The sequence below is a fragment of the Terrabacter sp. Ter38 genome (assembly GCF_024519435.1).
GTDB lineage: Bacteria > Actinomycetota > Actinomycetes > Actinomycetales > Dermatophilaceae > Terrabacter.
Window position 1 is genome coordinate 91,398 of record NZ_JALJRZ010000004.1, and the last position, 25,433, is coordinate 116,830.

At 72.7% G+C, this 25,433-nt stretch carries 21 protein-coding genes; 11 read left to right on the forward strand and 10 right to left on the reverse strand.

Annotation, left to right across the window (positions count from 1 at the left end; genetic code table 11):
- Positions 1-107: 107 nt before the first annotated feature.
- Together NR112_RS10210 and NR112_RS10215 are read right to left on the reverse strand one after the other, a co-directional pair.
- Positions 108-1,067, reverse strand: coding sequence for a DUF1648 domain-containing protein (locus NR112_RS10210; protein WP_256794022.1), 960 nt, complete (start codon positions 1,065-1,067; stop codon positions 108-110).
- Complete coding sequence (locus NR112_RS10215) at positions 1,064-1,420, reverse strand: GntR family transcriptional regulator (protein ID WP_256794023.1); 357 nt, start codon at positions 1,418-1,420, stop codon at positions 1,064-1,066. The genes NR112_RS10210 and NR112_RS10215 overlap by 4 nt, the downstream gene beginning before the upstream one ends.
- A 54-nt stretch (positions 1,421-1,474) precedes the next feature.
- On the opposite strand from NR112_RS10215, the gene pdxY reads away from it, so the two are divergent.
- A complete protein-coding gene (gene pdxY / locus NR112_RS10220; RefSeq protein WP_256794025.1) occupies positions 1,475-2,323 on the forward strand; it encodes a pyridoxal kinase PdxY in 849 nt (282 codons plus the stop codon).
- Positions 2,324-2,556: 233 nt separating this feature from the next.
- Entirely contained in the window at positions 2,557-3,825 is a 1,269-nt protein-coding gene (locus tag NR112_RS10225) for an ATP-binding protein (protein ID WP_256794027.1), read from the forward strand.
- A gap of 106 nt (positions 3,826-3,931) precedes the next feature.
- Here the strand turns inward: NR112_RS10225 and NR112_RS10230 are convergent, their stop codons facing one another.
- Positions 3,932-6,181 (reverse strand): hypothetical protein, encoded by a 2,250-nt coding sequence (locus NR112_RS10230; protein WP_256794029.1) that lies wholly within the window; start codon positions 6,179-6,181, stop codon positions 3,932-3,934.
- A 183-nt stretch (positions 6,182-6,364) separates the two neighbouring features.
- Here NR112_RS10230 and NR112_RS10235 point away from each other — a divergent pair, with 183 nt between their 5' ends.
- From NR112_RS10235 to NR112_RS10245, 3 genes are all read left to right on the forward strand, one after another.
- A complete protein-coding gene (locus tag NR112_RS10235) occupies positions 6,365-6,751 on the forward strand; it encodes a DUF1801 domain-containing protein (protein ID WP_256794031.1) in 387 nt (128 codons plus the stop codon).
- Positions 6,752-6,927: 176 nt separating this feature from the next.
- Positions 6,928-7,686, forward strand: a complete 759-nt coding sequence (locus tag NR112_RS10240; RefSeq protein WP_256794033.1) for an HNH endonuclease family protein — start codon at positions 6,928-6,930, stop codon at positions 7,684-7,686.
- Between the two features lie 360 nt (positions 7,687-8,046).
- Positions 8,047-9,051: a YdcF family protein gene (locus NR112_RS10245; protein WP_256794034.1), complete on the forward strand. Its 1,005-nt coding sequence runs from the start codon at positions 8,047-8,049 to the stop codon at positions 9,049-9,051.
- Positions 9,052-9,064: 13 nt separating this feature from the next.
- Here NR112_RS10245 and NR112_RS10250 read toward each other — a convergent pair whose 3' ends face one another.
- Both NR112_RS10250 and NR112_RS10255 read right to left on the reverse strand, forming a co-directional pair.
- Positions 9,065-10,615: a fatty acyl-CoA synthetase gene (locus tag NR112_RS10250; protein WP_256794035.1), complete on the reverse strand. Its 1,551-nt coding sequence runs from the start codon at positions 10,613-10,615 to the stop codon at positions 9,065-9,067.
- The gene (locus NR112_RS10255; RefSeq protein ID WP_256794036.1) at positions 10,612-11,424 is read right to left on the reverse strand and encodes an enoyl-CoA hydratase/isomerase family protein; all 813 of its coding nucleotides are present in this window, start codon (positions 11,422-11,424) and stop codon (positions 10,612-10,614) included. The genes NR112_RS10250 and NR112_RS10255 overlap by 4 nt, the downstream gene beginning before the upstream one ends.
- Positions 11,425-11,530: 106 nt before the next feature.
- Here NR112_RS10255 and NR112_RS10260 point away from each other — a divergent pair, with 106 nt between their 5' ends.
- From NR112_RS10260 to NR112_RS10270, 3 genes are read left to right on the forward strand one after another with little or no spacing between them, the layout of a single operon-like run.
- Entirely contained in the window at positions 11,531-12,130 is a 600-nt protein-coding gene (locus NR112_RS10260) for a sulfite oxidase-like oxidoreductase (RefSeq protein WP_256794037.1), read from the forward strand.
- Between the two features lie 11 nt (positions 12,131-12,141).
- Positions 12,142-12,855, forward strand: coding sequence for a ferredoxin reductase (locus NR112_RS10265; RefSeq protein WP_256794038.1), 714 nt, complete (start codon positions 12,142-12,144; stop codon positions 12,853-12,855).
- A gap of 13 nt (positions 12,856-12,868) precedes the next feature.
- The gene (locus tag NR112_RS10270) at positions 12,869-13,159 is read left to right on the forward strand and encodes a DUF6510 family protein (RefSeq protein ID WP_256794039.1); all 291 of its coding nucleotides are present in this window, start codon (positions 12,869-12,871) and stop codon (positions 13,157-13,159) included.
- 111 nt (positions 13,160-13,270) lie between these two features.
- Here NR112_RS10270 and NR112_RS10275 read toward each other — a convergent pair whose 3' ends face one another.
- Positions 13,271-13,402 carry a hypothetical protein gene (locus tag NR112_RS10275; protein WP_256794041.1) on the reverse strand — a complete coding sequence of 44 codons (132 nt, stop codon included), beginning with the start codon at positions 13,400-13,402 and terminating at the stop codon, positions 13,271-13,273.
- 131 nt (positions 13,403-13,533) lie between these two features.
- Positions 13,534-19,071: a carboxyl transferase domain-containing protein gene (locus NR112_RS10280; protein WP_256794043.1), complete on the reverse strand. Its 5,538-nt coding sequence runs from the start codon at positions 19,069-19,071 to the stop codon at positions 13,534-13,536.
- A 123-nt stretch (positions 19,072-19,194) separates the two neighbouring features.
- Here NR112_RS10280 and NR112_RS10285 point away from each other — a divergent pair, with 123 nt between their 5' ends.
- On the forward strand, positions 19,195-21,684 hold the full coding sequence (locus NR112_RS10285; RefSeq protein WP_256794045.1) for a helix-turn-helix domain-containing protein: 2,490 nt from the start codon (positions 19,195-19,197) through the stop codon (positions 21,682-21,684).
- Here the strand turns inward: NR112_RS10285 and NR112_RS10290 are convergent.
- Both NR112_RS10290 and NR112_RS10295 read right to left on the reverse strand, forming a co-directional pair.
- Positions 21,662-22,339, reverse strand: coding sequence for a hemerythrin domain-containing protein (locus NR112_RS10290; protein ID WP_256794047.1), 678 nt, complete (start codon positions 22,337-22,339; stop codon positions 21,662-21,664). The genes NR112_RS10285 and NR112_RS10290 overlap by 23 nt on opposite strands.
- A gap of 123 nt (positions 22,340-22,462) precedes the next feature.
- Positions 22,463-23,365, reverse strand: a complete 903-nt coding sequence (locus NR112_RS10295; RefSeq protein WP_256794049.1) for an aminoglycoside phosphotransferase family protein — start codon at positions 23,363-23,365, stop codon at positions 22,463-22,465.
- A gap of 224 nt (positions 23,366-23,589) precedes the next feature.
- On the opposite strand from NR112_RS10295, the gene NR112_RS10300 reads away from it, so the two are divergent.
- Positions 23,590-23,991, forward strand: a complete 402-nt coding sequence (locus NR112_RS10300; protein ID WP_256794051.1) for a hypothetical protein — start codon at positions 23,590-23,592, stop codon at positions 23,989-23,991.
- A gap of 56 nt (positions 23,992-24,047) precedes the next feature.
- Complete coding sequence (locus NR112_RS10305) at positions 24,048-24,656, forward strand: thymidine kinase (protein WP_256794052.1); 609 nt, start codon at positions 24,048-24,050, stop codon at positions 24,654-24,656.
- A gap of 48 nt (positions 24,657-24,704) precedes the next feature.
- On the opposite strand, the gene NR112_RS10310 is transcribed toward NR112_RS10305, so the two are convergent.
- The gene (locus tag NR112_RS10310; protein WP_256794055.1) at positions 24,705-25,358 is read right to left on the reverse strand and encodes an O-methyltransferase; all 654 of its coding nucleotides are present in this window, start codon (positions 25,356-25,358) and stop codon (positions 24,705-24,707) included.
- Positions 25,359-25,433: the final 75 nt, after the last annotated feature.

Below are 25,433 nucleotides of genomic sequence, written 5' to 3' on the forward strand. Positions count from 1 at the left end.
TGACACGACCGCACCCGACCCACGACCGTTGGTCAGGGCCCGCAGGCGACGCGCGGTGGGACACGCCTGGGTGGGCGTCGCGCGGCGACCAACGGTCGTCCGCTGGCTCAGGACGCCCGGGCGGCGAGGGTGTTGAGCACGGCGGCGGCCTCGTCTGCGTCGTCGACCGTGACGACGACGTCGGGCTCGCCGATGCGGTGCACGACGAGGGCCTCGCCGGCGCGGGTGACGTAGCCGCGCCGGCCGTCGACGCCGATGCGCCAGCCCCAGCCGCCGAACTCGCGCAGCGGGGAGACGGTCGTCGTACCGGCCGACGCCACCCGCTCGAGCGGCACGCGAGACCACGAGAGCCCGGCGCTCGAGACCCGCAGGCCGGACGCGTCGACGGTGACCCGGGCGGAGACAGTGAGAGCGAGCAGCGCCCCGAGGGCCAGGGCGAGCAGCCACACCCAGGCCAGCCCGGCGAGCGCCACCCAGACGAGGGGCAGCGCGACGACGACGGCGAGCGCCACCGTCGGGCCCACGCGCAGGCTCGCCCGCCCCGTCCACGCGAGACGGGTCGTCGGCATGACCTCGAGCCGAGGCGCGTCGACGGGGAGGGGCTCACGGGCTCCCGTGACCTCGGGCGGCGTCGTGCGTCCCCAGCGCCAGAGCCCGACGGCGACGACGGCGGTCAGCACGAGGGTGGGCACCGCCCACTGCGGCGGGAACGCCTGCGGGACCTGCCCCGGTCGCTGCGCGACGAGGCCGCCGAAGAGCACGCCGCCGAGGAAGACGGCGAGGCCACCGGCGACGGCGGCGAGCGGACCCCGGGCGGAGCGGTGCATGACGGCGGCGAGGCCGACGAGGGCGAGCGGCATCACCGTCGTGATGGCGGCGGCGGTGACGACGGCCGCCCCGAAGGGCTGCCAGCGGTCCGGCTCGCCGTCCAGGCCCCAGTGGACGGCCACCGGGTCCGGCACCAGGTCGCGGACGGCATACGCCAGCCCGGTGCCGACCGCGGCCACGAGGGGAGCCAGGACGGCGCTCGCGACGAGGGCGTGGGTGGGGCGGCGGTCGGTGGTCATCGCTGGAACTCGCTCTCGATGAGTCGGGTGAGGTCGGACGGGGTGGCGCCGACGAGTCGAGCCTCGGCGACGAGCTCGGCGACGAGGGTGCGCAGCCGCGCGTCGCCTCCGGGGTCGGACGCACTGACGACGGCCCCGCGGCCGCGGCGCAGGTCGATGAGCCCTTCGTCCCGGAGGGACTGGTAGGCGCGCAGCACCGTGTGGAGGTTGACGTCGAGCACGCCGGCGACCTCCTTGGCGGAGGGCAGGCGGTCGCCCTTCTCCAGTCGTCCGGACGCCATCTCGCGTCGGACGCAGGCCGCCACCTGCACGTGCAACGCCGTGCTCGACGTGGGGTCCACCTGCCACAACATAGTTCTAGTATCGCTATAAATATCTTGTAAAGGCAAGCGGCTAGGGTGGAGGCCGTGAAGATCCTGTCGATCCAGTCCCACGTCGCCTACGGTCACGCCGGCAACTCGGCCGCGGTCTTCCCGCTGCAGCGGCTCGGGCACGAGGTCTATCCGGTGCTCACGGTGACCTTCTCCAACCACACGGGCTACGGCTCGACGCGAGGCCCGCTCATCGCGCCCGCTGACGTCGCGGCCGTCATCGACGGCGTCGAGGAGCGGGGTGCCTTCCCGGCCATCGACGCGGTGCTCTCCGGCTACCAGGGCGCCGAGGCGGTCGGCGAGGTCGTCCTCGACGCCGTCGCACGGGTCAAGGCGGCCAATCCGGCCGCCGTCTACTGCTGCGACCCCGTCATGGGCGACGTCGGCCGGGGCTTCTTCGTGCGCGAGGGCATCCCCGAGTACATGCGCGACCACGTCGTGCCGAAGGCCGACATCGTCACGCCCAACCAGTTCGAGCTCGAGTTCCTCGTCGGTCGCCCGGTGTCGACGCAGACCGACCTCGTCGCCGCGGCGCGCGAGCTCGTCGCGCAGGGCCCGAGCGCCGTCCTCGTGACGAGCGCGTTGACGTCCGACACCCCTGAGGGCTCGATCCAGATGGCGTGCGTCACCGCCGACGACGCCTGGGTCGTGACGACCCCGATGCTGCCGATGACGGTGCGCGGGGGTGGTGACGTGACCGCTGCGGTCTTCCTCGCGCACTACCTGACGGACGGCCCGGAGGTGGCCCTGCGCCGCACGGCAGCGACGATGTATGCCGTGCTCGAGCGCACCCATGCCAGCGGCTCGGACGAGATGCTCCTCGTCGCGGAGCAGGACGCGATCGCGCACCCCGACGAAGTTTTTGAAATCTCTTCGATCAGTTGACCGTTTCGCCCGAGAGCGGGTTATAGTCGCAACGCGCCGTTCCGCATGACCACCCCTGACCGTGCGGAACGGCGTTTTTTCATGCCTGAATTGAGTGGAATCCGAATCAAATGACTTCGCTTTCCATGGAGTCGGTGTGGCCTCGCGCTCTCGCCGGGCCCTGCGACGACGCGCCGATCGGGGTCGATCGGGATGTCTCAGGTTTTCGGTAGAGATGCGTATAGCCTCCGATCGTGGACCCGATCACGAACCCGTACGCCCCGGGCGCGGGCCAGCGCCCGCCCGAGCTCGCCGGCCGTGACGAGCAGCTGCGCACCTTCGACGTCGTGCTCGAGCGCGTCGCCCGCGGGCGCTCCGAGCGCTCGATCGTCCTCACCGGCCTGCGCGGCGTCGGCAAGACCGTCCTGCTCAACGCCCTGCGGAGCTCGGCCGTGCGGGCCGACTGGGGCACGGGCAAGTTCGAGGCGCGTCCCGACCAGCGGTTGCGGCGACCGCTCGCCGCGGCCGCGCACCAGGCCGTGCGCGAGCTCGGTCACCCGCGGGGCGAGGACATCGACCACGTGCTCGGCACCATCAAGGCCTTCGCGCTGCGCGACGCCCCGACGGGAGCGAAGCTGCGCGACAAGTGGCAGCCGGGCATCGACGTCCCGGCCGTCACCGGCCGCGCCGACTCGGGCGACATCGAGATCGACCTCGTCGAGCTCTTCACCGACATCGGTGGCCTCGCCGCCGACGTCGGCAAGGGCGTCGCCTTCTTCATCGACGAGATGCAGGACCTCGACCCCGACGACGTGTCGGCGCTCTGCGCGGCGTGCCACGAGATCTCGCAGTCGGGTCTGCCCGTCATCGTCGTCGGTGCCGGGCTGCCGCACCTGCCCACGGTGCTCTCCGCCTCGAAGTCATACTCGGAGAGGCTCTTTCGCTACTCGCGCATCGACCGGCTACCCCGCGACTCCGCCGACCGGGCCCTCGTCGGACCGGCGACCGAGGAGGGGTGCGAGTTCACGCCCGAGGCGCTCGACGAGATGTATGCCGTGACGGCGGGCTACCCGTACTTCATCCAGGCCTACGGCAAGGTCGTGTGGGACGTCGCGCCCTCCTCACCCGTCACCGCCCAGGACATCCGGGTGGCGGTCCCCGAGGCCGAGTCCGAGCTCGCGGTGGGCTTCTTCGGCTCCCGCTTCGAGCGTGCGACGCCGGCCGAGCGCGAGTACCTCCGGGCCATGGCCGACGCGGCCCTCGTCGACCCGCAGGCGGGGGAGGGGCGCGCGGAACGGGACGTTCCAGCGGACGGCGACGAGACGGCATACCTCCGCGACGGGGTGGCCGAGCGCGAGGCCGTGCCGACGTCCGCCGTGGCGGAGGTGCTGGGGCGCAAGCCGCAGTCGCTGTCGCCCGCGCGCGACGCCCTCATCAAGAAGGGACTCATCTACTCCGGCGAGCGCGGCCTCATCGCCTTCACGGTGCCCCACTTCGGCCGCTACCTGCGCACCCAGTCCTGAAGCCCGGTCCCGCGCGAGCGAGGACGGAACCCAGCGGCACACGACGTGTGTCGTATGCCGCTGGGCTCACGCGGGCGCGGACGTCACCCCTCGTTCCGGTCCGGTCTCAGGCCTCGAGCGAGAACCCGATCGCCCGGGGGACCGCCTCCCAGCCGATGCTGCTGCCCGAGACGATCGTGCGGTCCCAGGCTCGGAAGCGCAGGACGTAACCGCACGGCGCCATGATCGCGGTGTTCAGCTGCCACGTGCCGGACGTGCCGACCGTGGGAGCCAGCGGGAAGGTCGAGGGTCCGGAGACCGTCGGCGTCGTGCCCGCAGCCGGACCGGCGGGGTCGAGCTCCAGCGCCAGGGTGCGGAAGTGCTCGTCCGAGACCGAGTAGGAGCCGACGAGGATGTCGCCCAGCTTGAACTTCATGCACTCCTGCGCCGGGAACGTCGTCCCACCGCGGATGAACTCCGTGATCGTGAAGGTGCTCGTCGGCGCGACCTCGTCGAGCCGGAGCCGGACGTTGGTGCGAGTCGTCCCGTCGACGCAGAGGACGGTCTGCGCCGAGTAGATCGTGCCGATCGGGTCCTTCGCCACCACCTCGATCTCCCACCGGCCGCTCATCGGCACCGACGTCGACCACACGGCGAGCACGTTGCCCACGACGCGACGCCATCCTGCGCCGGCGACGTTGGGGTCCTCTCGGTAGGTGTAGAAGTCGTCCGAGTCGGTCGACTGCGTCATCCCGAACTGTGTCGGCAGGGCAGCCCCGACCTGTTGGGTCACGGTGATCCCGAAGTCGTTGGTCAACGCCTTGAAGGAGCCGCCGTTGTCGACGTCGCGGACGCGGACGCGGTACTTCATCGGGGAGGCACTGATGTCCGGCGCGCCGGGGATGAACCCGGTGATCGTGACGACGCCGCCGAACGGCTGGTCGGCCGGGTCCAGGGTGCGACCGTCTGTCTGGTCGATCGAGCACACCGGCACACCGCTGATCGCGTCGACGACGGGACGCAGCCCGACGACGACTCCGGCCGGCAGCTGGACGGTCGTCTCCTCTCGGTTGCCCCAGGTCGGCACCCAGTCCGGGTTGCCGGTCGGGGGCGCCGCCGCCCAGGAGAGGATCGCGCGGACCTTCGGCTGGACCGGCCCGTCGACGCAGGCGCGTCGGTGGGAGAAGCTCGCGATCGGGAGGAAGACCGCGTAACGCAGGCCCCCGGGCGGCACCGTCACGTCATGGACCTTGACGCTCGCCGTCCCGACGTACTCGAGGCCGCTGCCCCAGTCCATCCAGAAGGCGACGTACTCGGTGCTGCCCGCGGTGCACGGACCACCGGAGTAGCCGCTGGGCCGCTTGATGGTGATGACGCCGACCAGGGCGTCCTCGACCGGGTCGTAACCGATGCAGCCGAGCTCCTCGAAATCGGTGTTGCCGTCGGTCTTGGCAAGGGTGTCGAAGATGTCGCCGAGGTCGAGGTCGAGACCACCGAAGTCGAACATCGACGCGGTGGACGTCGACGCCGCGAGCCCGGCGTCGGCGGCGAGCACCCGCGGCTTCGTCGGATCGGGTCCGGGCTGCACCTCGGTGATGTCGGCCAGGAGACCACCCGAGGCCTGCAGGGCCTGGGTGATCTGCGGGAAGACGAAGCGGTGCGGCTCGACCTTGTCCTCGGTGTAGGTCTTGACGAGGGTGGAGAGGGGAGCCGGCGGCGGATCCTTGAGCACGAGCGGCTGGTCGACCTCGACGATGTCGAGGAGAGGCGCCGGAAGCGTGACCTCGAGGGCCTCGATGAGGTCGCCGACGACGAGGAGCGTGGAACCCGTGGGCTGCACGACGACGTCGACGACGTTGCCCCAGACCGGGACGAAGGTCGGATCGCCGGCCGTCGGTGGTTGGCTCCACGAGAGGATCGCCCGGAGCGTCGGCTGGTTCGTCAGGAAGCACCACCGGTGCTTGACCGGGATCGGCAGGTTGACCGCGAAGTCGAGGGGTCGCACCCCCGTGGTGTCGTGGACGCTGAACGAGTCCATGCCGACGTCGACCCAGCTCGCACCGCCGTCGTAGGACACGAAGAAGCGGACGTACTCGCGCGATCCGCCGTTGCAGAGCGTCCCGCCGTAGCCGGAGTTCGCGTTGATCCGGACGACGGCCTCGGCCTGGTCCAGAGCGGGATTGAGGCCGACGCAGGTCAGCGCCTCGAAGGACGTGTTGCCCTGGATCGGCGTGATGACCGGAAGCTCTGACTCGGCCAGGGTCCCGAAGTAGTTCGGATTGGCCATGAGCAGAGCCGGCTGACGGGAGCGAAGGACGAGGTGGGTCTTGTTCACCCGGCTCGGACGCAGCGCGGCCTGTTTTGATGTGGTGGGCATGGGAGCTCCTCTGGGCGGGGCCCGGCCCCCGAGGCCGCGCCGACACCACCCAGAGGTCTGAGCGAGCCGATAGATACCGACGGCTGACGCACCGGCGGTGGGTCCACCCGCGGCGCTGCGGGCCGTGCGGCCACGTCGGGCATCCCGCGGCACACGTCCTCGGGTGCGTGGCACGCTGATGGAATGGGACAGCGAGATCCGCGCGTCGACGACTACATCGCGACGTTGGTCGTCTGGCAGCAGGACGTCGCACGGCAGGTGCGTGAGCTCCTGCACGAGGCGGACCCGGACGTCGCGGAGACGATCAAGCGGCGCGTGCAGCCGTACTTCGTCCTCGAGGGCAACATCGCGGCCCTGTTGGGGACGAAGACGCACCTCAACGTGTTCGTCTATGACCCCATCGCGCCGGACCCGACGGGGCTGATCAACCAGGGGCACGGCAACCTCACGGCCCGCTCGATCCAGATCCACGAGGGTGACGCGCTGGAGGACGCGGCCCTGGTCGCGCTGTTCCGGGCCGTGATCGCCAACAACCGCGCCGGTGGTTGGAGGACCCTCGGTGGGCGGTGAGCTGCGCTGCTGAGGGTCGCGGCCACCACGTCGACCTCGCGAACAGCCAGTCGGACCACGGCACCCCCCGATGACGTGCGCACCGGGCGCTCACCTGCCCGGCGGGTCGGGATGCGCCCGAATTCCCTTGTGTGGCAAGGTGGCTGATTGTGCCAGCTCGCTCCTTGCCCGCGTCCTTGGCTGTTGTCGTCGCGGCGATCGTGGCCCTCGCCGGCTGCGGCCTCCCTCTGCGGTCGCCCGGGGCCGGCGCCGGCGTCCCGCACGCCCCGACCCGCGTCGCTCCCGGCAGTGCGGCAGGCGGAGCCACCGCGGACTCCACGTCGTCCCCCGTCCCGACCCTGACACCCGCGCAGGCGCGCACGGCACTCGTGACGCTCGACGGTCTCCCGGTCAAGGGCCGAGCGCCCAAGACCGGTTTTGATCGGGACGCCTTCGGCCCGGCCTGGAGCGACGACGTCGACGTGAGCCTCGGCCACAACGGGTGCGACACGCGCAACGACGTGCTGCGCCGCGACCTCGTCCCCGAACGGTTGAAGGACGGCACGCACGGATGTGTCGTCGTCTCAGGCACGCTCGCGGATCCCTACACGGGGCGCAGCATCACCTTCGTCCGAGGACGCGCCACGTCGTCGAAGGTGCAGATCGACCACGTCGTCGCCCTCGGCGATGCCTGGGTCACGGGCGCGCAGCAGCTGACCCCGACCGAGCGCAGGACGCTCGCGAACGACCCGCTCAACCTGCTCGCCGTCGACGGCCCGACGAACAACGCCAAGCGTGACGCAGACGCGGCGTCGTGGCTGCCTCCGAACAGGGCCTACCGGTGCACGTACGTCGCACGTCAGGTAGCCGTGAAGTCGCGCTACCACCTCTGGGTCACGGTGGCGGAGAGGGCGCAGATCGCTCGGGTCCTCGCCGGGTGCTCGCGAGCGCGCTGACCCGGCTGACGCCAAGGAGGTGGAAGGGCCGGACCCCACCTGACTGCCAAGCCGTGAGGGAGGGGTGGAGTGGCAGTCAATCCCGGCCCTTCCAGTAGGACACGCTACGGGACGCGGGGTGCCGAGCGGGGCGAAGATCCCGGCGAATCCGGCGATTCGACCGAGAACGCCCTTTCTGGCTTCACGACGGGGGCTGACGCAGAGCGCGGCAAGCGCATCGCCGACGCGCTGGCCCGGGCTTTCACGGCCACGGGGGCGCCGGCCCCCGACTGTCTCGTGCGGTCGGGCGACTGACCGGCCCGGACGCCCTGGCCACCAGCCGGTTTCGCGACGAGGCCCCCGGGAGGGCATGCTCGTCGCATGCGCCCGGCCCTCGACCTCCTCCTCGTCGTGGCGCTCCTCGCCCTCGCGGTCCACCTCGCGCGCACCGACCCGCGTCGATGGCGGATCGGGGTCCTGCTCGTCGGCGCGCTCTGGGCCGCGCTGTCGGCGGTCGGGGTGGACGTCCTCCTGCTCCCGCGGGTCCTCTCGGTCGTGCTCGGACTCCTCTTCGTCGGCAACGGCCTGCGCCTGCTGCGCCCGCAGGGCCGGGGTCTGACCAACGTCCTCGCCCTGCTCCTCGGCCTCGCGATCCTGACGACGACGGCCGTCGGGATCGGCGTGGCCGGCTCTTCCACGACCGGCGCGATCGACGCCGTGCCGACGGGGCCGGAGGTCGTCGGGATCGTCGTCCTGCTCCTGCCCGGCTACCCGGCGCTCGCCTTCGGCAGCTTCGTGCTCTACTGCCTGACCTACCGGCGTCACCGCGCGCGCGCCGAACCGGCGGCGGTCGTGGTCCTCGGCTCGGGACTCGTGGGCGGCACGGTGCCGCAGCTGCTCGCCCACCGGCTCGACGCGGCCGCCGAGGCGTGGCGGGCCGAGCGCGACCGCGGCCACGAGTGCCTCCTCGTGCCGAGCGGCGGCCAGGGCGACGACGAGCCGATGTCCGAGGGGGTGGCGATGACGGCGTATCTCATGGCCCACGGCATACCCCAGGCGTCGGTCGCGACCGAGGACCGCGCGACGACGACCGAGGAGAACCTGCTGCTCTCACGCGAGATCCTGCGGTCGCGCGGGATCGGCGACGCGGGGCCCTTGCGCGTCGTGACGAGCAACTACCACGTCGGCCGCGCGGCGCTGCTGACCCGGCGCCTCGGCATCGACGCCGACGTCACCGGTGGCCCGACGGCGTGGTACTTCGTGCCGAGCGCCTTCATGCGTGAGTTCCTCGCAGCGCTGACCCTCCATCCGCGCACCAACCTCGCGGGCCTCGGCCTGTGGGCGGCGTGGACGGCGTGGCTCGCGTATGCCGTCCTGCCCGTCTGACGGCGCCCTGCGGTCACGACGTGGCTGACCCCTTCGCCAGGTCGTCGCGCAGCACCCGCTTGAGCAGCTTGCCGCTCTGGTTGCGGGGCAGCTCGTCGACGAAGTGGATCGCCTTGGGCAGCTTGAAGGGCGCGAGACTGGCGCGGGCGTGGTCGACGAGCTCGGTCTCGGTCACCGTCAGCCCGTCACGCAGGACGACGACGGCTGTGACGGCCTCGACCCAGCGCTCGTGCGGGGTCGCGATGACGGCGACCTCGGCGACGGCCGGGTGGGTGTAGAGCGCGTCCTCGACCTCGCGCGAGGCAACCATGACGCCGCCGGTGTTGATGACGTCCTTGATGCGGTCGACGACGGTGAGGTATCCGGCGTCGTCGCGGGTGACGAGGTCGCCGGAGTGGAACCACCCGTCACGGAAGGCCTCGGCCGTCGCGTCCTGCTTGTTCCAGTAGCCGGTGCACAGCTGCGGCGATCGGTAGAGCAGCTCACCGGACTCTCCGGCAGGGACGTCGGCGCCCTCGGGGTCGACGACGCGCGCCTCGACGAAGAGGACGGTGCGGCCGCACGCCTCGGGTCGCTCGGCGTGCTCCTCGGGCCGCAGCACCGTGGCGAGCGGGCCGATCTCTGACTGCCCGAAGCAGTTCCAGAAGCCGAGCCCGGGCAGGCGCTGCTGGAGCCGGTCACGCACCGGGACCGGCATGATCGACGCGCCGTAGTACGCCTTCCGGAGCGAGCTGAGGTCGGCGGTCTCGAGCGCAGGGTGGTTCGAGAGCGGCACCCACACGGTGGGCGCGAGGAAGAGCGAGCCGATGCCGTGCGCGGCGACGCGCTCGAGGATCGCCTCGACGTCGGGCCGGGCCAGCAGGTGGTTCGTCGCGCCGACCGCGAGGTAGGGCAGGAGGAAGACGTGCATCTGGGCCGAGTGGTAGAGCGGCATCGAGTGCAGCGGGGCGTCGTCCTCGCGCAGGTCGAGGCCGACGATGCAGGAGACGTACTCGTGGACGAGGGCCCGGTGCGTCATCATCGCGCCCTTGGGCTGGGAGGTCGTGCCCGAGGTGTAGAGCAGCTGGACGAGGTCGGTGTCGCGCGTCTCGACGTCGAGCGCCGGCACCTCACCCTGGCTCCACCTCGGCAGCACGGCGTCGTTGCCGCCGTGGAGCAGCAGCACCTGCTCGACGGCGGTGTCGGCGCGGACGGCCTCGACGCCGTCCCGCAGCGCCACGTCGACGAGCGCCAGCCTGGCGCCCGAGTCGCGCAGCAGATAGGTCAGCTCCGGGCCCGTGAGGGCGTAGTTGACGGGGACGTGGACGAGACCCGCGCGGGCACAGCCGAGGTAGGCGAGCAGGTAGGCGTCGGAGTTGACCCCGACCGTCGCGACGCGGTCGCCGCCGGTGAGCCCGAGACCGAGCAGGTGCGCGGCCGCGCGGGACACGGCGTCGTCGAGGGCGGCATACGTCCAGGTGCGGTCGTCGAAGACGAGCGCGACCCGGTCGGGATGGCGCGCGGCGCTGCGGCGGACGATGTCGTCGACGGTGCTCGAGGTGATCTGCGCGGTGCTGACGGTCATGAGGGGTCTCCGGGGCTCGGGCGGTCGTCGGTGCGACGGGTTCGGTGGGCCGGGGCGGCGAAGGACTCGAGGAGCGCGCCCGCCTCGGCGCCCCCGGCGAGTCGCGCGATGGTCGCGGCCTCGTCGGCGAGCTGCACGGCATACGGGCGCTCACCCGCGAGGCGCAGCAGGCGGGCCGCCTCGCCGACCGCCTCCCGAGGAAGGGCGGCGATGGCGGCGACGACCTCGCCCGCGCGAGCGTCGAGGTCGGCGGCCGGGCACACCTCGGTGACAAGACCCCAGTCGAGCGCGGTCGCCGCGTCGATGGGGGTGCCGGTCAGCAGGAAGAGGGCGGCCCGGCGAGCGCCGACCGCGCCGGGCAGCAGGGCGCTGACGCCGCAGTCGGGCGACAGCCCGACGCTGGGGTAGGCCGCGACGAATGTCGCGTGGTCGGCCGCGAGCACGACGTCGGAGGCGAGGACGAGGCCGACACCGGCCCCGGCTGCGGCGCCCTGGACCACCGCGACGACGGGGACGGGCAGGGCGCGCAGGGCCACGAGCGTCTCGTGCAGCACCCCCGCCAGCTCGGCGACGAAGGCCCGGCGCTCGGGTGCCGCGGCCATGGCGCGCACGTCGCCGCCGGCGCAGAAGAGCCTGCCGTCGGCCCGGAGGACGACGACGTGCACCCGCGCTGCGCCCGCGACGGCGCCGACGGCGTCGCGCAGCGCGATGGCGGTCGGCAGGTCCACGGCGTTGCCGGCGTCGGGTCGCGCGAGCCGGATCGTGGCCACGCCGTCCGACACCGACAGGAGCGGCACCGTCGTCGTCACGGGCTCATCCTGCCCCGCCGGAGCCGCCCTGGGGAGGGGTGGCGCACGGAACGACCGCTCGCGTATGCCGTCCGGCGCGGTCGGCGGCCCCGTACAGTGACTGGCCATGGACTTCGTGACACGAGGGTTCCAGGGTCGGCCCCGCGGCCGTGACGACCGGCTGCCCCCGGGCCAGTACCTCACCGGCGACTTCCCGGTGCTGTCGGCAGGCCCCACCTCCAACGTCGACCACGACGAGTGGGAGCTGTGGGTCGCGACCGAGGACGGCACCCGCCACACGTGGTCGTGGGCCGAGCTCATGGCCCTCCCGGCCGAGACGGTGACCGTCGACATCCACTGCGTCACGAGCTGGTCCAAGCTCGACACCGAGTGGCGCGGGGTCTCGCTCGACACCCTCCTCGCCGACGTCGGGACGGCCGCCGACTTCGCGATGGTGCACAGCTACGGCGGCTACACGACGAACCTGCCGCTCGAGGACCTCCTCGACGGACAGGCCTGGGTCGCCTACGGCTACGAGGGGGACGACCTCCGACCCGAGCACGGCGGCCCCGCAAGGCTGCTCGTGCCGCACCTCTACTTCTGGAAGTCGGCCAAGTGGGTGCGCGGCATCGAGCTGATGCTCGAGGACTCCCCCGGCTTCTGGGAGCAGCTCGGCTACCACGACTACGGCGACCCATGGCGCGAGCAGCGATACCAGGGGGACTGAGCGCCCGGCGCGTGTGGCGTGAGGCCACCCTCGTCGAGCGGCGTCCCGAGACCGACAGCGCCGTCACGCTCGTCCTCGACGTCGACGGGTGGCCCGGTCACCTCCCGGGTCAGCACGTCGACGTGCGGCTCACCGCGCCCGACGGCTACACCGCGACCCGGAGCTACTCCGTCTCGGCGCCCGAGCGCGGTGACCGGGTCGAGCTGACCGTCCAGCGGGTCCCGGACGGCGAGGTGTCGACCTTCCTCGCCGACGGTCTCGCGGCCGGTGACGCCGTCCGCGTGCGTGGGCCCGTCGGTGGCTGGTTCGTCTGGCGCGCAGGGCAGCCCGGGCCCGTGCTGCTCGTGGCCGGGGGGTCCGGCGTCGTCCCACTCATGGCGATGCTGCGGGCCCGCATCCCAGGCGCACCGCCCTTCCGCCTCGTCTACTCGGTCCGCGGGCCCGACGACGTCATCTACCGTGACGAGCTCGCGGGACTCGCCGCCACGGACGGCGTCGAGGTCCGGCTCGTCCACACGCGCCGGGCCCCCGACGGCGACGAGCGCCCGGTCGGCCGGCTGCGTGAGTCGGACCTCGTCGCTCCGGGCTGGACGGGGGCGGACGCACCCACGTGCTACGTGTGCGGGCCGACCGGCTTCGTCGAGGGCGCTGCCGACCTGCTCGTCGCGCTCGGCCACGCGGCCGACCGTGTCCGGACAGAGCGATTCGGGCCGAGCGGCCCGTGAAGGAGGACCTCCCATGACGATCCCCGATGGTCCAGGGCCCACGGCGGCGTACGACGGCAACCTCATGGCCGGCCCGCTCTCGGAGCTCTTCGCGCTCGACGTCAGCGTGGCCGTCGTCCGGTGCCGCGGCTGTGGCGCGAACGCGGAGGTCGCGACGCTGCGCGTCTACGGGCCCGACCCCGGCCTCGTCGGCCGGTGCCCGGGCTGTGACGACGTGCTGGTCCGGGTCGTCCGCACTCCCGACGCGGTGTGGCTCGACCTCGGCGGCGTCTCGTCCCTGCGGGTTCCTGCCCCGAAGCGCTAGCCTGCTCAGCTCAACGGTGCGTCCTTGTGCCGCAGGTGCGCGCTGCGACGCGCACTCCTGCCGTCGGGGACCATCTCCAGCGCCACCTCGCACCGCTGCCGGTGACCCTGGTCAGCTCAGCAGGGCGTGGATGCCGATGGCGGCGAACGCGCCCGCGGCGAGCACGATCGCGGCGATGCCGACGATGAGGCCGCCACGCTGCTCGGCGTTCATCCGCTCCTTCCAGCCGAGCTCCTGGGCCACACCCCGGATGAGGTCGCGTGGCGTGCCCTCGGCTGCCGTGCGGGCACGGTCGGTGAACTCTTGCGTGCTGCTGCTCGCGTGCTCCCCGGGGTGTCGGTGGCGGGCGCGTGGGACACCTCGCGCCCACCCGGTCAGCCCTGCAGGCCCGCCTCGATGGCGGCGATGATGCGCGGACGCATGTCGTGGGCGTCGATGACGGCGTCGACCGACCCGACCGAGACGGCGCGGTGGATGCTGTGCACCGTGTCGAACTCCGACGCGACCTGGCCGAGCTTCTCGGAGCGCACCGAGCTGCGCAGCTCGGCGAGCTCGGTGGCCAGTCGGGCGCGCTCCACGCCCGTGGTCGACGCGAGCCGCCCCTCGAGCTCGGTGACGCGCGGGTCGGACGCCGTACGGGCGTCGACGTCGCGCGAGAACACGACGGCCGCGGCGGGCGCCCCACCGAGCACCGAGGCGAACGACCCCTCGATGGCCAGTACCGTCATGCGCGGGTTGAGCGTCTTGGAGAAGACGACGAACGCGCCGCCGTGGTAGCGGGAGACGACGGTGAAGACGATCGGGCCGTCGAAGTTGACGATGGCCCTGCCGATCTCGGCGCCGTACTCGAGCTGGAGGCTGCGCATCGACTCGGGCGAGCCGTCGAAGCCCGACAGGTTCGCCAGGACGACGACGGGGCGGTTGCCGCTCGCCGCGTTGATGGCGCGCGCCACCTTCTTGCTCGACCGCGGGAAGAGCGTGCCGGCCGTGTACGTGTCGGGGCCGTCGGTGGGCGGGAAGCCGCGGCGCGGGACCGACTTGGACTCGATGCCGATGAGGCACACGGGAATGCCACCGAGGTGGGCGTCCTGCACGACCGCGGTCTCGGCGTCGGCCATGCCGGCCCAACGCTCGAGCGGCTCGTGGTCCTGGTCGCTGACGGCCCGCATGAGCGTGCGGATGTCGAACGGCTTCTTGCGGTCCGGGTTGGTGAGCGGGCTGAAGATGTCGCCGACCGTCGTGAAGCCGGAGTCGGCCAGCTCGTGGGGGTAGAGCGTCACGTCACGGTGGGACGGGTCGCTCGTCGTGACCCGGCGCGGACCGGACTCGCCCGGGCTGACGTAGGCGTGCTCGTAGTGCGCCATGAGGATGGCCCGGGCGCCGGCGAGGTCCTTGGCCCAGTACTGCGCCTGGCCGTTCGGGCCCATGACGCGGTCGTAGCCGCCGATGCCGAAGTTGTCCTCGGCCGAGACGCCGCCCGAGAAGTCGAGCGACTGCTTGCCGGTGAGGACCATGGCGCTGTCGGGCGTCATGACGAGGATGCCCTTGGTGTGCATGAGCATCGTCGCCTCGGCGTTCCAGTAGGGCTGGGCGCCGACGTTGATGCCGGCGACGACGATGTTGATCTCGCCACCTGCCTGGGTGAACTCGATGATGCGCTTGAGGGCACGGGCGACCCAGTCCATGTTCTCGGTGCCGGAGTCCATCGAGATGCGCGCACCGGCGGAGAGGGAGTACCACTCGAGCGGCACCTGCATCCGCTCGGCGAGGTCGAGGGCCGCGATGACGCGGGCGCACTCGGCCTCGGCCACGGAGCCGAGCGACCGGAGCGGGTCGCCCGAGAGGACGACGCGCGTCACCCCCTCGGGGTGGCGGACCGTCGGCGTGCTGACGACGGCGACGATGATGCCGGCCTTGTTGAGGCCCTGCGGACGGTCGACGGGCACGAGCGTGCCCGAGTCGTCGAGGTCGTGCTCGACCACGGTGCCGCCGTCGCCGGCGATCATCGACTGGAGCTCGTAGGGGTAGACGAGACCCCGGCGTCGGGCCCGGACGACCTTGGAGGCGTAGTCGTCGAGCGGCTTGAGTGGCTCGGTGGGCGGGGCGCCGAGCGAGCCGGTGACGCCCGAGCCGGGCTGGTAGAAGAAGCGGCCTGCGATCGGGGCGGGCGCCTCGCCGGGTGCTCCGGCCACCTGCGCCTGGACGAGGACCTCCTCGATGCCGGCGCCGGCGGTGACGGGGGCGATCTTGCTCTGGAGCGCCGTCAGCTGGCCGAGGTCGGCCTCGATCGTCGGCCAGATCTGCACCCACACGTGGTTCATGTCGAGCCGGGAGCCCTTGGCGCCGCGGCTCGCTCGGACCCGACGGATCGCCTCGAGGCAGTTGGCGATGGCCCGCTCGACGTGCGGCAGGCCGGTGACCTGGCCGGACTCGTCGCGCACGACGACGATCTGGCGCACCTGCGCCAGGGCGACGAGGCGGTGGTCGTCGGGGTTGTCCCTGGCGACGCACTCGTAGAGCAGGACGTCCTCAGGGGCCTCGAGCCGCGTCACGTCGAAGGACGTGAGACGCCACAGGTTGAGGCGGCGCCCGACCATGGGGTGCACGCCGCGAACGAGACGGTCCTCGACGAGCGTGCCGTCGACGGGGCGGAAGGTGAAGTAGCCGACGGGGCGCCCTTGGCCGGCGCTCACGGCGACGGCGACCCGGCGTACGTCCTGGGCGAAGGGCAGCTGCTGGATCAACGCGGCGAGCTGCTCGCTCGCGGCGTCCGGCGACTCGGGCTCCTGCGGCCAGCGGAGGTAGAGGTCGACGACCGACTGGAGCCCCGTGGCGCGTGACCACACGTCGTTGGAGACGGCCGCGTCGAGCGGGCTGCCCGGCACGAGCTCGTCGACCCCACCGATCGTCGACGTCAGGTGCGTCGGACGCCCGTCGAGCGTGTAGTCGGCGACGGCGAAGGGCCGCTCGCCCTCGGAGAAGGTGCGCAGGCCGTGCAGCTCGTGCTCGCGGTAGTGCCGCTTGATGAGCACCTCGAGCATCGGCTCGTGCTCGGGCAGCCGCTCCGGCGCCTCCTCGTGGAGACGCTCCGTGAGGAACCGGACGATCTGCTCGGGGATCGCGGCCAGCTCGTCGATGCGCGCCGCGTGGTCCGGCGCGTCGGGCTCGGCCGCGAGCGACGCGAGCTTGTCGCGGACACCGGAGAGGACGCTCTGGCGGTCCTCGTCGACGAGCGGCTGGTCGAACCAGCGGAAGCGGACGCTGCGGGCGAGGTCGCCGATGACCGGGAAGCGCAGCTGCGTCGCGACGACGAGTCGGTCGAGCGCGTCACGGGCGGCCCCGTCGAGCGGCGCCGCCGGGATCGGTTCGGCCAGCCACCGCTGGAGGAACGACGTCGCGAGCTGCACCTCGGGCGCGGAGCGCTGCTGCGCGAGGAAGACCCGGAACACCGCCTCCTCGAGGTCGGGCGTGCGCTCGAAGTCGGTGACGCCGTAGTGGCGAAGGACGCGGGCGAGCTTGTCGCGGAAGTCGGCCGACAGACCGGCCCGGTCGACGTCGAGGCTCTGGAGGTAGGAATGGAAGTGCTCGCGGGGGCTGTGGACGAGCAGCTCGGTGTGGCGCTCCTCGGCGGCCGGGCGGTTGCGGCTCAGCTCGGCGAAGTCCGTGAGCAGATCGAGGACCGCGATCTCCTCGGCGAGCGGGATCGTCCCCTCCGCGGCGAGCTGGTCGCGCGCCGAGAGGTAGCCGGCGAGCACCCTGCGGTCGCCACTCGGGTCGCCGTCGAAGCCGAGGACGCTCGCGGAAAGGTCCTCGATACCGCGGTCGACGCGCTCGCGCACGCTCGCCTGCCCGGCGTTCGAGTCGGGCAGGTCGAGGTCGACCGTCTCGGTGGCCGCGGCCTCGACGACCTCGGCCTCGTCGCCGGTGGGCTCGAGCCGAACGAGCGGTGCGCCGGTCTCGACCTGGCTGCCGACGGAGACGAGGAGCTCGCGCACGCGCGCGGCGAAGGGAGCCGGGAGGACCGTCTCCATCTTCATCGACTCGAGCACGAGCACCGGGGCACCGGCCGCGACCTCGTCGCCTACGGCCGCGGGGGTCGCGACGACGAGCGCGGGCGCCGGCGAGCGCACGACGCCGCCCTCGTCGCGGGACACGCGGTGGGTCACGCCGTCGACCTCGACGAGGTGGACGGGGCCGTGGGTGGCGGTGACGAGGCGGTGCGCGCGTCCCTCGACGACGATGCGGCCGGCATACTCGTCGATGCGGTCGAGCGTCGCGTCGACGACGTGCTCGTCGCCGCCGTTCGTGATGGAGACGCGGTAGCGGTGCGACGCGGTGCGCAGCACCATGACCTTGTATGCCGTGCCGCGCAGCTTGAGGTCGATGGCGCGGCCGACCGTGTGCTGCACCTGCGGGCGTCCCCCACGGGCCGACTCGAGCAGGCGGGCCCGCTCGATGGCCTCGGCGTCCTCGTAGGCCTCGATGCCGGCGGCGACGAGCGCGACACCGGAGTGGCGGTGCGAGACGAGGCGGCCCTCGGCGCGGACCCGGTCGATCCAGCCGGTGTCGGCCGAGCCGTCGATGATCTCGGGCTGGTCGAGCAGGTCGAGGATGAAGCTCTTGTTCGTCGATCCGCCGTCGATGACGACGGTCGTCTCGGCCATGGCGCGGCGCAGGCGGGCGAGGGCCTCGTCGCGGTCGCGGCCGTGGGCGATGATCTTGGCGATCATCGAGTCGAAGTCGGCGGGGATCGAGTCGCCCTCTCCGACGCCGGTGTCGACGCGGATGCCGGGACCGGCCGGGAACTGGAGCAGGCTGATGCGGCCGGGGCTCGGGGCGAAGTCGCGGTCGGGGTCCTCGGCGTTGAGGCGGGCCTCGACCGCGTGGCCGCGCTGCGACGGGCGGCCACCGGGCAGGTCGTCGAGACGGCCGCCGTTCGCGACGTGGATCTGGAGCTTGACGAGGTCGGTGTCGGTGACGACCTCGGTGATGGGGTGCTCGACCTGGAGGCGGGTGTTGACCTCGAGGAAGGCGAAGAAGCGCTCGCCCGGGTGGTAGAGGAACTCGACGGTCCCCGCGCCGGCGTAGCCGACGGCGATGGCGAGCCGCTCGGCGCTCGCGCGGACCTCGTCCTCCTGCTCGGGGCCCAGGACGGGAGAGGCGGACTCCTCGATGACCTTCTGGTTGCGGCGCTGCACCGAGCAGTCGCGCACGCCCACCGCCCACGCGGAGCCCTGGCCGTCGGCGATGACCTGGACCTCGATGTGGCGGGCGCCGGTGACGAGCTTCTCGAGGAAGACGACGCCCGAGCCGAACGCGCGCTGGGCCTCGTCGCGGGTGCGCTCGTACGCGTCGGTGAGGTCGGCGTCGGAGTCGACGCGGCGGATGCCGCGGCCACCACCTCCGGCGGTCGCCTTGAGCATGAGGGGGTAGCCGATGCGTGCCGCCGCGGCCTTCGCGTCCTCGAGGGTGTCGACGCCGCCGCGGCTCCACGGCGCGACGGGGACGCCGACCTCCTCGGCGATGAGCTTGCTGCCGATCTTGTCGCCGAGCTTGCGCATGGCGTCGGGGCTCGGGCCGATGAAGGTGACACCGATGCGTCCGCACAGCTCGGCGAAGGCGGGGTCCTCGGCGACGAAGCCCCAGCCGACCCAGGCCGCGTCGGCGTTCGTCTCGCGCAGGGCACGCTCGAGGACGGCGTGGTCGAGGTAGGGCCGCGCCGAGGCCGGCCCGAGGTCGTATGCGTGGTCGCTCTCGCGCACGAACATGGCCCGCCGCTCGCCCTCGGTGTGCAGCGCGATCGTCTCGATGCGGTGGCCGTCGCGACCCGCGGCGGCGTTGAGGTCCCGCACCGCGTGGATGAGCCGCATGGCGGCCTCGCCGCGGTTCACGATGGCGATGCGCGAGATCATCGGTGCTCCTTCAGACGGGGGTGGTGTCGCACCCTGCAGCCTTCCACGCCTGCCCGGTGACCGGCGAGTAGACAGGCCAGTCGTTCACCCGTGGGCGGCTGGCCGGCGCGCTACCGTCGGCTCGTGGAGGGGAGCTCGGCCGTCGGCGCGTTCGGTACGCGGCTCCGCGCCTTGCGCGAGGCCAGGTCGCTGACGCAGGAGGAGCTGTCGGAGCGATCCGGCCTCAGCGTCAAGGCGATCGGGGCGCTCGAGCGCGGCGAGCGCCTGCGCCCGCATCCGCACACGGTCCGGGCGCTGGCCGACGCGCTTCTCCTCGGCGACGTGGAACGCTCTGCGCTCGTGGCATCGGTCCCGCGCCGGGCGGGGCCGTCGGGGCCATCAGGGCCGTCGGCGCCATCAGGGCCGTCGGGGCCGCTTGAGCCCGAGGGCTGGTCTACAGCAGTGGGTGGCGCCTTTGCGGGGTCGGGACTGACGTCGCTCTTCGGTCGCGACGATGACCTGACGCGTCTCACGGACCTTCTGACCGCGCGCGGCGCGCGGTTCATCACGCTCACCGGACCGGGCGGCGTCGGGAAGACCCGTCTCGCGACGGAGGCCGCGGTGCGGGTCCGCGACGCCTTTCCCGGCGGCGTCCGGCTGCTCGACCTCGCGGCTGTGCGCGAGCCGGACGAGGTGCTGCCACAGGTCGCGGCGGCGCTCGGGGTGATCGAGGAACCGACCGGGACCGTCCACCTCGTGGAGCGGGTCGCGGGCCACCTCGCAGATCGTCGGGTGCTGCTCGTCCTCGACAACCTCGAGCAGGTCTTCGCGTGCGGGCCTCGCGTGGCCGAGCTCCTCGGGCTCGCGCCGGGGCTCACGGTGCTCGCCACCAGTCGCGCTCCGCTGCGGGTCCGCGCCGAGCAGGAGGTGCCCGTGGCGCCGTTGGCTCTGCCCGCCCTCGATGACGGGCCCGACGCCATGACCGCCGTGGCCGCCTCCCCTGCCGTCGCGATGTTCCTCGACCGCGCTTCGGCCGTTGGCGGTCAGGTGCTCGACGGCGCTGCCGGGGCCGCCACACTCACAGCCATCGCGCGACGCCTCGACGGGCTCCCGCTCGCCATCGAGCTGGCCGCGGCGGCGGCGCGCGTCCTGCAGCCCGACGCGCTGCTGTCACGGCTGGAGGCAGGCACCATCGACGTGGGCGTCGGCGGCCCGCGCGACCTGCCCGAACGGCAGCGCAGCATGGCGACCGTGATCGCCGGGAGTGTCGGACTGCTGGAGGCCGGACAGCGCGACCTGTTCCTGCGCGCTGCCGTGTTCTCCGGCGGCTTCTCGCTCGACTGGCTCGCAGCCGTGGAGCCGATCCTGGAGCCACTTACGACCGTCGGCTCCGACGACGTGTTGCCCCGCGTCGCCGCGCTCGTCGAGCAGGCACTCGTGCTGCCGGCGCCCTCGCCGGACGGCGTCCCCCGATTCCGCCTCCTCGAGCCGGTTCGGCAGCACGCGATCACGCAGGCGCACGCCGCGGGTCTGGCGCTGCCGGCGGCCGACGCCCACGCCGCGTACGCCCGGCAGGTGGCCGTGGACGCGCACCGACGCCTGTGGTCGGCCGGCATCGGACCGGTGCTCGACCGCGTCGAGGCCGAGCGCGGCAACCTGAGGTCGGGACTGCTCCGGCTCCTCGAGCTCGGCCGGGTGTCAGAGGCCGCCGACCTCGCCGGAGGCCTCTGGCCGTACTTCGCGATGCGCGGTCGCGTGCGCGAGGGCCACGAGTGGCTCGAGCGCGTTCACGGCACCGGCAGCTCGACGGCGGTGGCCTGGTCAGCGGTCGGCCGCATGGGACTGATGCTCGTCGTCGGGGACGTCGACGGCCTTCGCATGCTCGGCGACCTGGCGATCCGGCTGTCCGAGCGGGCCGGCGACACGCTCCTTGTCGTGGAGGCCTCCCTGCTCAGTGGGCTTGGTGCGCTCTTCGCCGGCGACCTCGCCGCAGGGGAAAGGCTCCTGGCCCTGGCGGAGGCCCGCGCTGAGGATCTGGGCGTCGAGGAGGCCCACCCGGTCGACCCCCTCCGCTGGGCGCGGCTGCACGTGCAGGTCGGGCGCGGACAGGGCCTGCTGCTCGCGGGCGACGCCGAGGGTGCGACGCGACTGCTCGCGGAGGCGGTGACGGCGGCAAGGGCGCTGGGCAACGAGTTCGGGCTCGCCACCTCGCTCAACACGCTCGCGACGGCACGCCAGGTTGCCGGGGACGACGCCGGGGCCGCGGCCCTCCTCGGCGAGTCCCTCGCCGTGTCGTTCCCGCTACGACTCGGCTGGACGCTCGGCTACGCGGTCCCCGAGCTCGCCGGGGTGGCGGCGCGGTCGGGCCGCCCCGTGGCCGCGGCCCACCTCTTCGGCGCGGCGGCGACACTCGGTGACACGACCTCGGTGGACCCGCACTACCCGCCCTCGCGCGCCGGCGCGGAGTCCGGGCTGGCGGTCGCCCGGACGCAGCTGGGTTCCGACGAGTTCACCGCCGCGTGGGATGCGGGTCGGACGGCGACGCAGGAGGAGGTGGCCCGTTTCGCGGCCGCTGTCGTGGCCGACATCGCCTCCCCCGGCGACACGGACCTCAGCCTTCGCGGACGCGGCTGACAAAGCGTCGGTACTGCCGTGCGCCGAGGGTCCGCACGAGGACACGAGCCGGAAGGGGCAGCTTCGCGAGCATCGCCCGGCGCTCCTCGGGCGAGCACTCCTCGAGCAGCGCACCGAAGAGCAACGGCAGTTGTGGTCGGGTCATCGCCTCCATTCCGTGCTGCCCGAGGCTGTCCCACTCTGCAACGGTGACATACCGCAGGCACAGTGGCAGGATCTCGCGCTCCTCGAGGTCGAGGTGCTCGGCGAGGTCGGCGGCGAACCGTTCGAGGACGTCGGCCAGCTCGACGCCGCGCTCTCGGGTCGGCGCGGCCTCCCAGGCGGGCAGCAGGTGCACCACGCGCTCGAGGTGGTCCTCGATCCCGTGGTGCTGGGCCTGCATCGTCTCGACGAGACCGGTGGACGGTGCGGCCCGTTCGAGCAGCGCCGGCCACAGTACGGCGTCCTCACTGGTGTGGTGCATCTCGAGGCCGGCGAGCACGAGGCGCAGCGCCTCGGCGAGGCTCCTGGCCCGCGCCCCGTCGCCGTCCGCGACCTGACGGACGAGTCCCGGCAGCAGGCGCGTCTCGCGGCGGAAGGCGCGGTGGATGATGACCATCTCGTGGACCCACGGAAGGTCGGAGGTCGGGGTGGTGCTGAAGGTCGTGCTGCTCACGGTGGTGCCTTTCGACGAGGACGAGCGGTCCCCTCCAGCGTCGGCCGACGAAGCGCGCGGTCCCAGCCACGGCGGGCCCACGCCACCCCCACGCCACCCCCACAATCCCGCCACAGTGACGCGTCAGGTCAGCTCCGCGACGACGGCTCGCACCATGCGGCGGCCGTGCTCGGCCATCCGCGGGAAGGTGTGGCGGTAGTAGTCGATGCCGGTGAGCGACGGCGCGAGCGCCCAGCCGCAGGCCCGGAGCCACGTGGCGTCGTCGGGGCAGACGGCCTCGCGGTAGAGCGCTCGGGCGTCGCCGGTGAAGGTCCACAGGGCGGCGGCGACGTCGGGCGCCGGGTCGCCGACACCCAGGGCGCCCCAGTCGATGACGGCGGCGAGACGGCCGTCATCGACGACGAGGTTGCCCGGCTGGAGGTCACCGTGGAACCAGACCGGGTCGCCGGTCCAGTCCGGGGCGGCGACGCAGGTGTCCCAAGCCCGCGCGGCGGCATCGAGGTCGAGGCCGTCGTCGTGGCCATGAAGGCGCTCGATCCCGCTGCGCGCCGAGGCGTCGACGTGGCTGAGCGGGGTGCCGCGCGAGCCGGCTGGCTTGGTGGGGCCGCCCGTGGCATCGGCCGCGCGCAGGCGCAGGGCGAAGGTCGCGAGGTCGCGGGCGAGCGGGACGTCGTCTGAGCCGAGGCGCGGCGGGGTCGTGCCGTCGACCCAGGGGACGACCGACCACGCCCAGGGGTAGTCGTCGGACGGGCGTCCGAGGTGGACGGGGACCGGCACGCTGACGGGCAGGTGCGGTGCGAGGCGAGGGAGCCACCGGGCATCGGAGTCCGCCTGCTGCGCGGCCCACTCGACCTTGGGCATCCGCACGACGAGCGCGTCGCCGAGCCGGAAGAGCACGTTGTCGGTGCCCTCGACGTCCTTGGGGAGTGCCGTCACGGGCAACCCGTCCCATTGCGGGCACTGCTCGGCGACCAGCCGCCCGACCAGCTCGGGAGTCGCGCGGACCTCGTCCTCGTGCATCGGCATGCGCGCACGCTAGGGGGTGAGCGGCGTCCGTGGCGACTGCTTTCCCGGCGGGCGAGGTGGGTCTTCGCCGCAGAGGCGCACCTCGCCCCCGGAGGTGCGCGGTGCACTGCGCACTCCTGAGACGGACGCGTTCTTCTGGGGCGACGGCGTACCTCCGGCGTGGCAGCAGGAGTACGTTTCCCTCACCGGCGCAGGGGAGCGCCACGGGTGACAGGGGCAGTCGCATGGACGAGACGGTGACGAGCGCGACGCGGGCTGAGGCGCCGGACGTGCTCGGGCAGCCGGGGCAGCGCGGTCCGGACTCGCCTCTCAGCGGCGTGGAGCGCTCAGTGGGTCGCCCCGTGAGCGTGGGCCTCGTGCTCCTGCTCGTCGTCGCCAACACCATCGGCTGGCTGTGGTTCGTCAACCACCAGGACGAGCAGTTCCAGATGCTCCAGTCGCAGTTTGCGACAGTCAACGCGTCCGTCCCGTCCCCCGAGACCGACCCGACGCTGTGCTGGCTCATCGGCGCGGAGGCCCGGGCCGCCGGTCACGCCAAGGAGCTCGTCGGGCAGGTGACGACGTCGGGCATCGTCGACGCGTGCACCGAGAACGTCATCCGAGGCGCCAACGGCTACGGCCGATGACCCGGGTGCGAGGCGCTGCCACCGACTGACACCGGGGGCCGATAGCGTTCTCGCCCGTGACCACGATCGACGACGTCAGGCAGGCCGTCCGCACCGCGTCCGAGGTGTCGCTCGACGTCGTCCTCGGGCCGATGAAGTCGGGCAAGAGCCTGGCACTCATCTCGCTGCTGTCACCGCTGCAGTTCACGCGCGTGCGCCACCGCGTCTACCAGTCGGAGCGGCACGTCCGTGACAGCGGCGTCACGTCCCGCAGCGGTGGTGTGCTCGCGACGACGAAGGTCAGCAGTCTGCACGAGGCCCTCGACGAGCAGCTCGACGTCGTGGCCGTCGACGAGGTCCACATGTTCGACCTCGACGACGTCGGGGTCGTCGACCAGCTGCTGCGTCGCGGCACCCGTGTCGTCGTCGCCGGCATCGACCTCGACCACCGTGGTGAGCTCTTCGCCCCCGTCCGGGCGCTGCTCGAGCTCGGGCCCGACACCGTGACCTACCGCCGTGCCGTGTGCGACCGGTGCCGGGACTTCAGCGCCACGCACACGCAGGTCCTCCGCGCGGGTGAGCCCTTCCTCGACAGCCTCGGCGGGTCCGAGGCGCTGCCGGACGACGGCACCTTCACCTACGAGGCCCGCTGCCGATCGTGCTTCGTCCGACCTGTGACGTCCTGACGCGCCTGCTCGAGCCGTCGTGTGTGGTCAGGCCCTCACGCGCCGAGGTCACCGCTTCCGGGCGATGGTCAGTCCATCGAAGGCGGTCAGGACGACGGTCTCGACGCGATCGTCGGAGACCACCAGGTCGTTGAAGGCGCGCAACGCGACGGTGTTCGCGTCGTCGATCTCGGGATCGGTGATCCGACCGCTCCACAGGACGTTGTCCGCGAGCAAGAGCCCCCCAGGGCGAACCCGCGGCACCAGCTCGGCCCAGTAGGCGGCATACGCCGGCTTGTCCGCATCGATGAAGACGAGGTCGATGTCCGCCGCCGTGGGCAGTGCCCGCAGGGTGTCCAGGGCCGGCGCGATACGCAGCTCGATCCGGTCATCGAGGCCGGCGGAGGCCCACGCCCGTCGACCGATCTCGGTCCACTCCGCGCTGACGTCGCAACACAGCAGGGAACCTCCCTCGGCCAGGCCCCGGGCGATGCACAGGCTCGAGTAGCCGGTGAACGTCCCCACCTCGACGGCCCGGCGGGCGCCGACGAGCCGGGCGAGCAGGGTGAGCAGCTGCCCCTGGTCGTCGCCGATCTGCATCCCGGCGGCGTCCCCGAGCCCGGCCGTCTCCGCCTGGAGCCCCTGGATCACGGGATCGGGACGCCAGGTGCCGTGGGCGACGGCGTAGGAGCGGATCGCGTCGGTCACCGGGAAGCTACGCATCCTCGAACGCTACGCCCCGGGGCCAGGGCCGTGCTCCGCGTCCCGAGCCACCGGCCCTCCCGCTACCGTCCTGGG

What these genes read in the sequence shown, in the direction of transcription:
- NR112_RS10210 (WP_256794022.1), bottom strand. Translation starts at nt 1,067, where the DNA reads ATGACCACCGACCGCCGCCCCACCCACGCCCTCGTCGCGAGCGCCGTC.
- NR112_RS10215 (WP_256794023.1), bottom strand. Translation starts at nt 1,420, where the DNA reads ATGTTGTGGCAGGTGGACCCCACGTCGAGCACGGCGTTGCACGTGCAG.
- NR112_RS10230 (WP_256794029.1), bottom strand. Translation starts at nt 6,181, where the DNA reads ATGCCCACCACATCAAAACAGGCCGCGCTGCGTCCGAGCCGGGTGAAC.
- NR112_RS10235 (WP_256794031.1), top strand. Translation starts at nt 6,365, where the DNA reads ATGGGACAGCGAGATCCGCGCGTCGACGACTACATCGCGACGTTGGTC.
- NR112_RS10245 (WP_256794034.1), top strand. Translation starts at nt 8,047, where the DNA reads ATGCGCCCGGCCCTCGACCTCCTCCTCGTCGTGGCGCTCCTCGCCCTC.
- NR112_RS10250 (WP_256794035.1), bottom strand. Translation starts at nt 10,615, where the DNA reads ATGACCGTCAGCACCGCGCAGATCACCTCGAGCACCGTCGACGACATC.
- NR112_RS10260 (WP_256794037.1), top strand. Translation starts at nt 11,531, where the DNA reads ATGGACTTCGTGACACGAGGGTTCCAGGGTCGGCCCCGCGGCCGTGAC.
- NR112_RS10270 (WP_256794039.1), top strand. Translation starts at nt 12,869, where the DNA reads ATGACGATCCCCGATGGTCCAGGGCCCACGGCGGCGTACGACGGCAAC.
- NR112_RS10280 (WP_256794043.1), bottom strand. Translation starts at nt 19,071, where the DNA reads ATGATCTCGCGCATCGCCATCGTGAACCGCGGCGAGGCCGCCATGCGG.
- NR112_RS10295 (WP_256794049.1), bottom strand. Translation starts at nt 23,365, where the DNA reads ATGCCGATGCACGAGGACGAGGTCCGCGCGACTCCCGAGCTGGTCGGG.
- NR112_RS10300 (WP_256794051.1), top strand. Translation starts at nt 23,590, where the DNA reads ATGGACGAGACGGTGACGAGCGCGACGCGGGCTGAGGCGCCGGACGTG.
- NR112_RS10310 (WP_256794055.1), bottom strand. Translation starts at nt 25,358, where the DNA reads ATGCGTAGCTTCCCGGTGACCGACGCGATCCGCTCCTACGCCGTCGCC.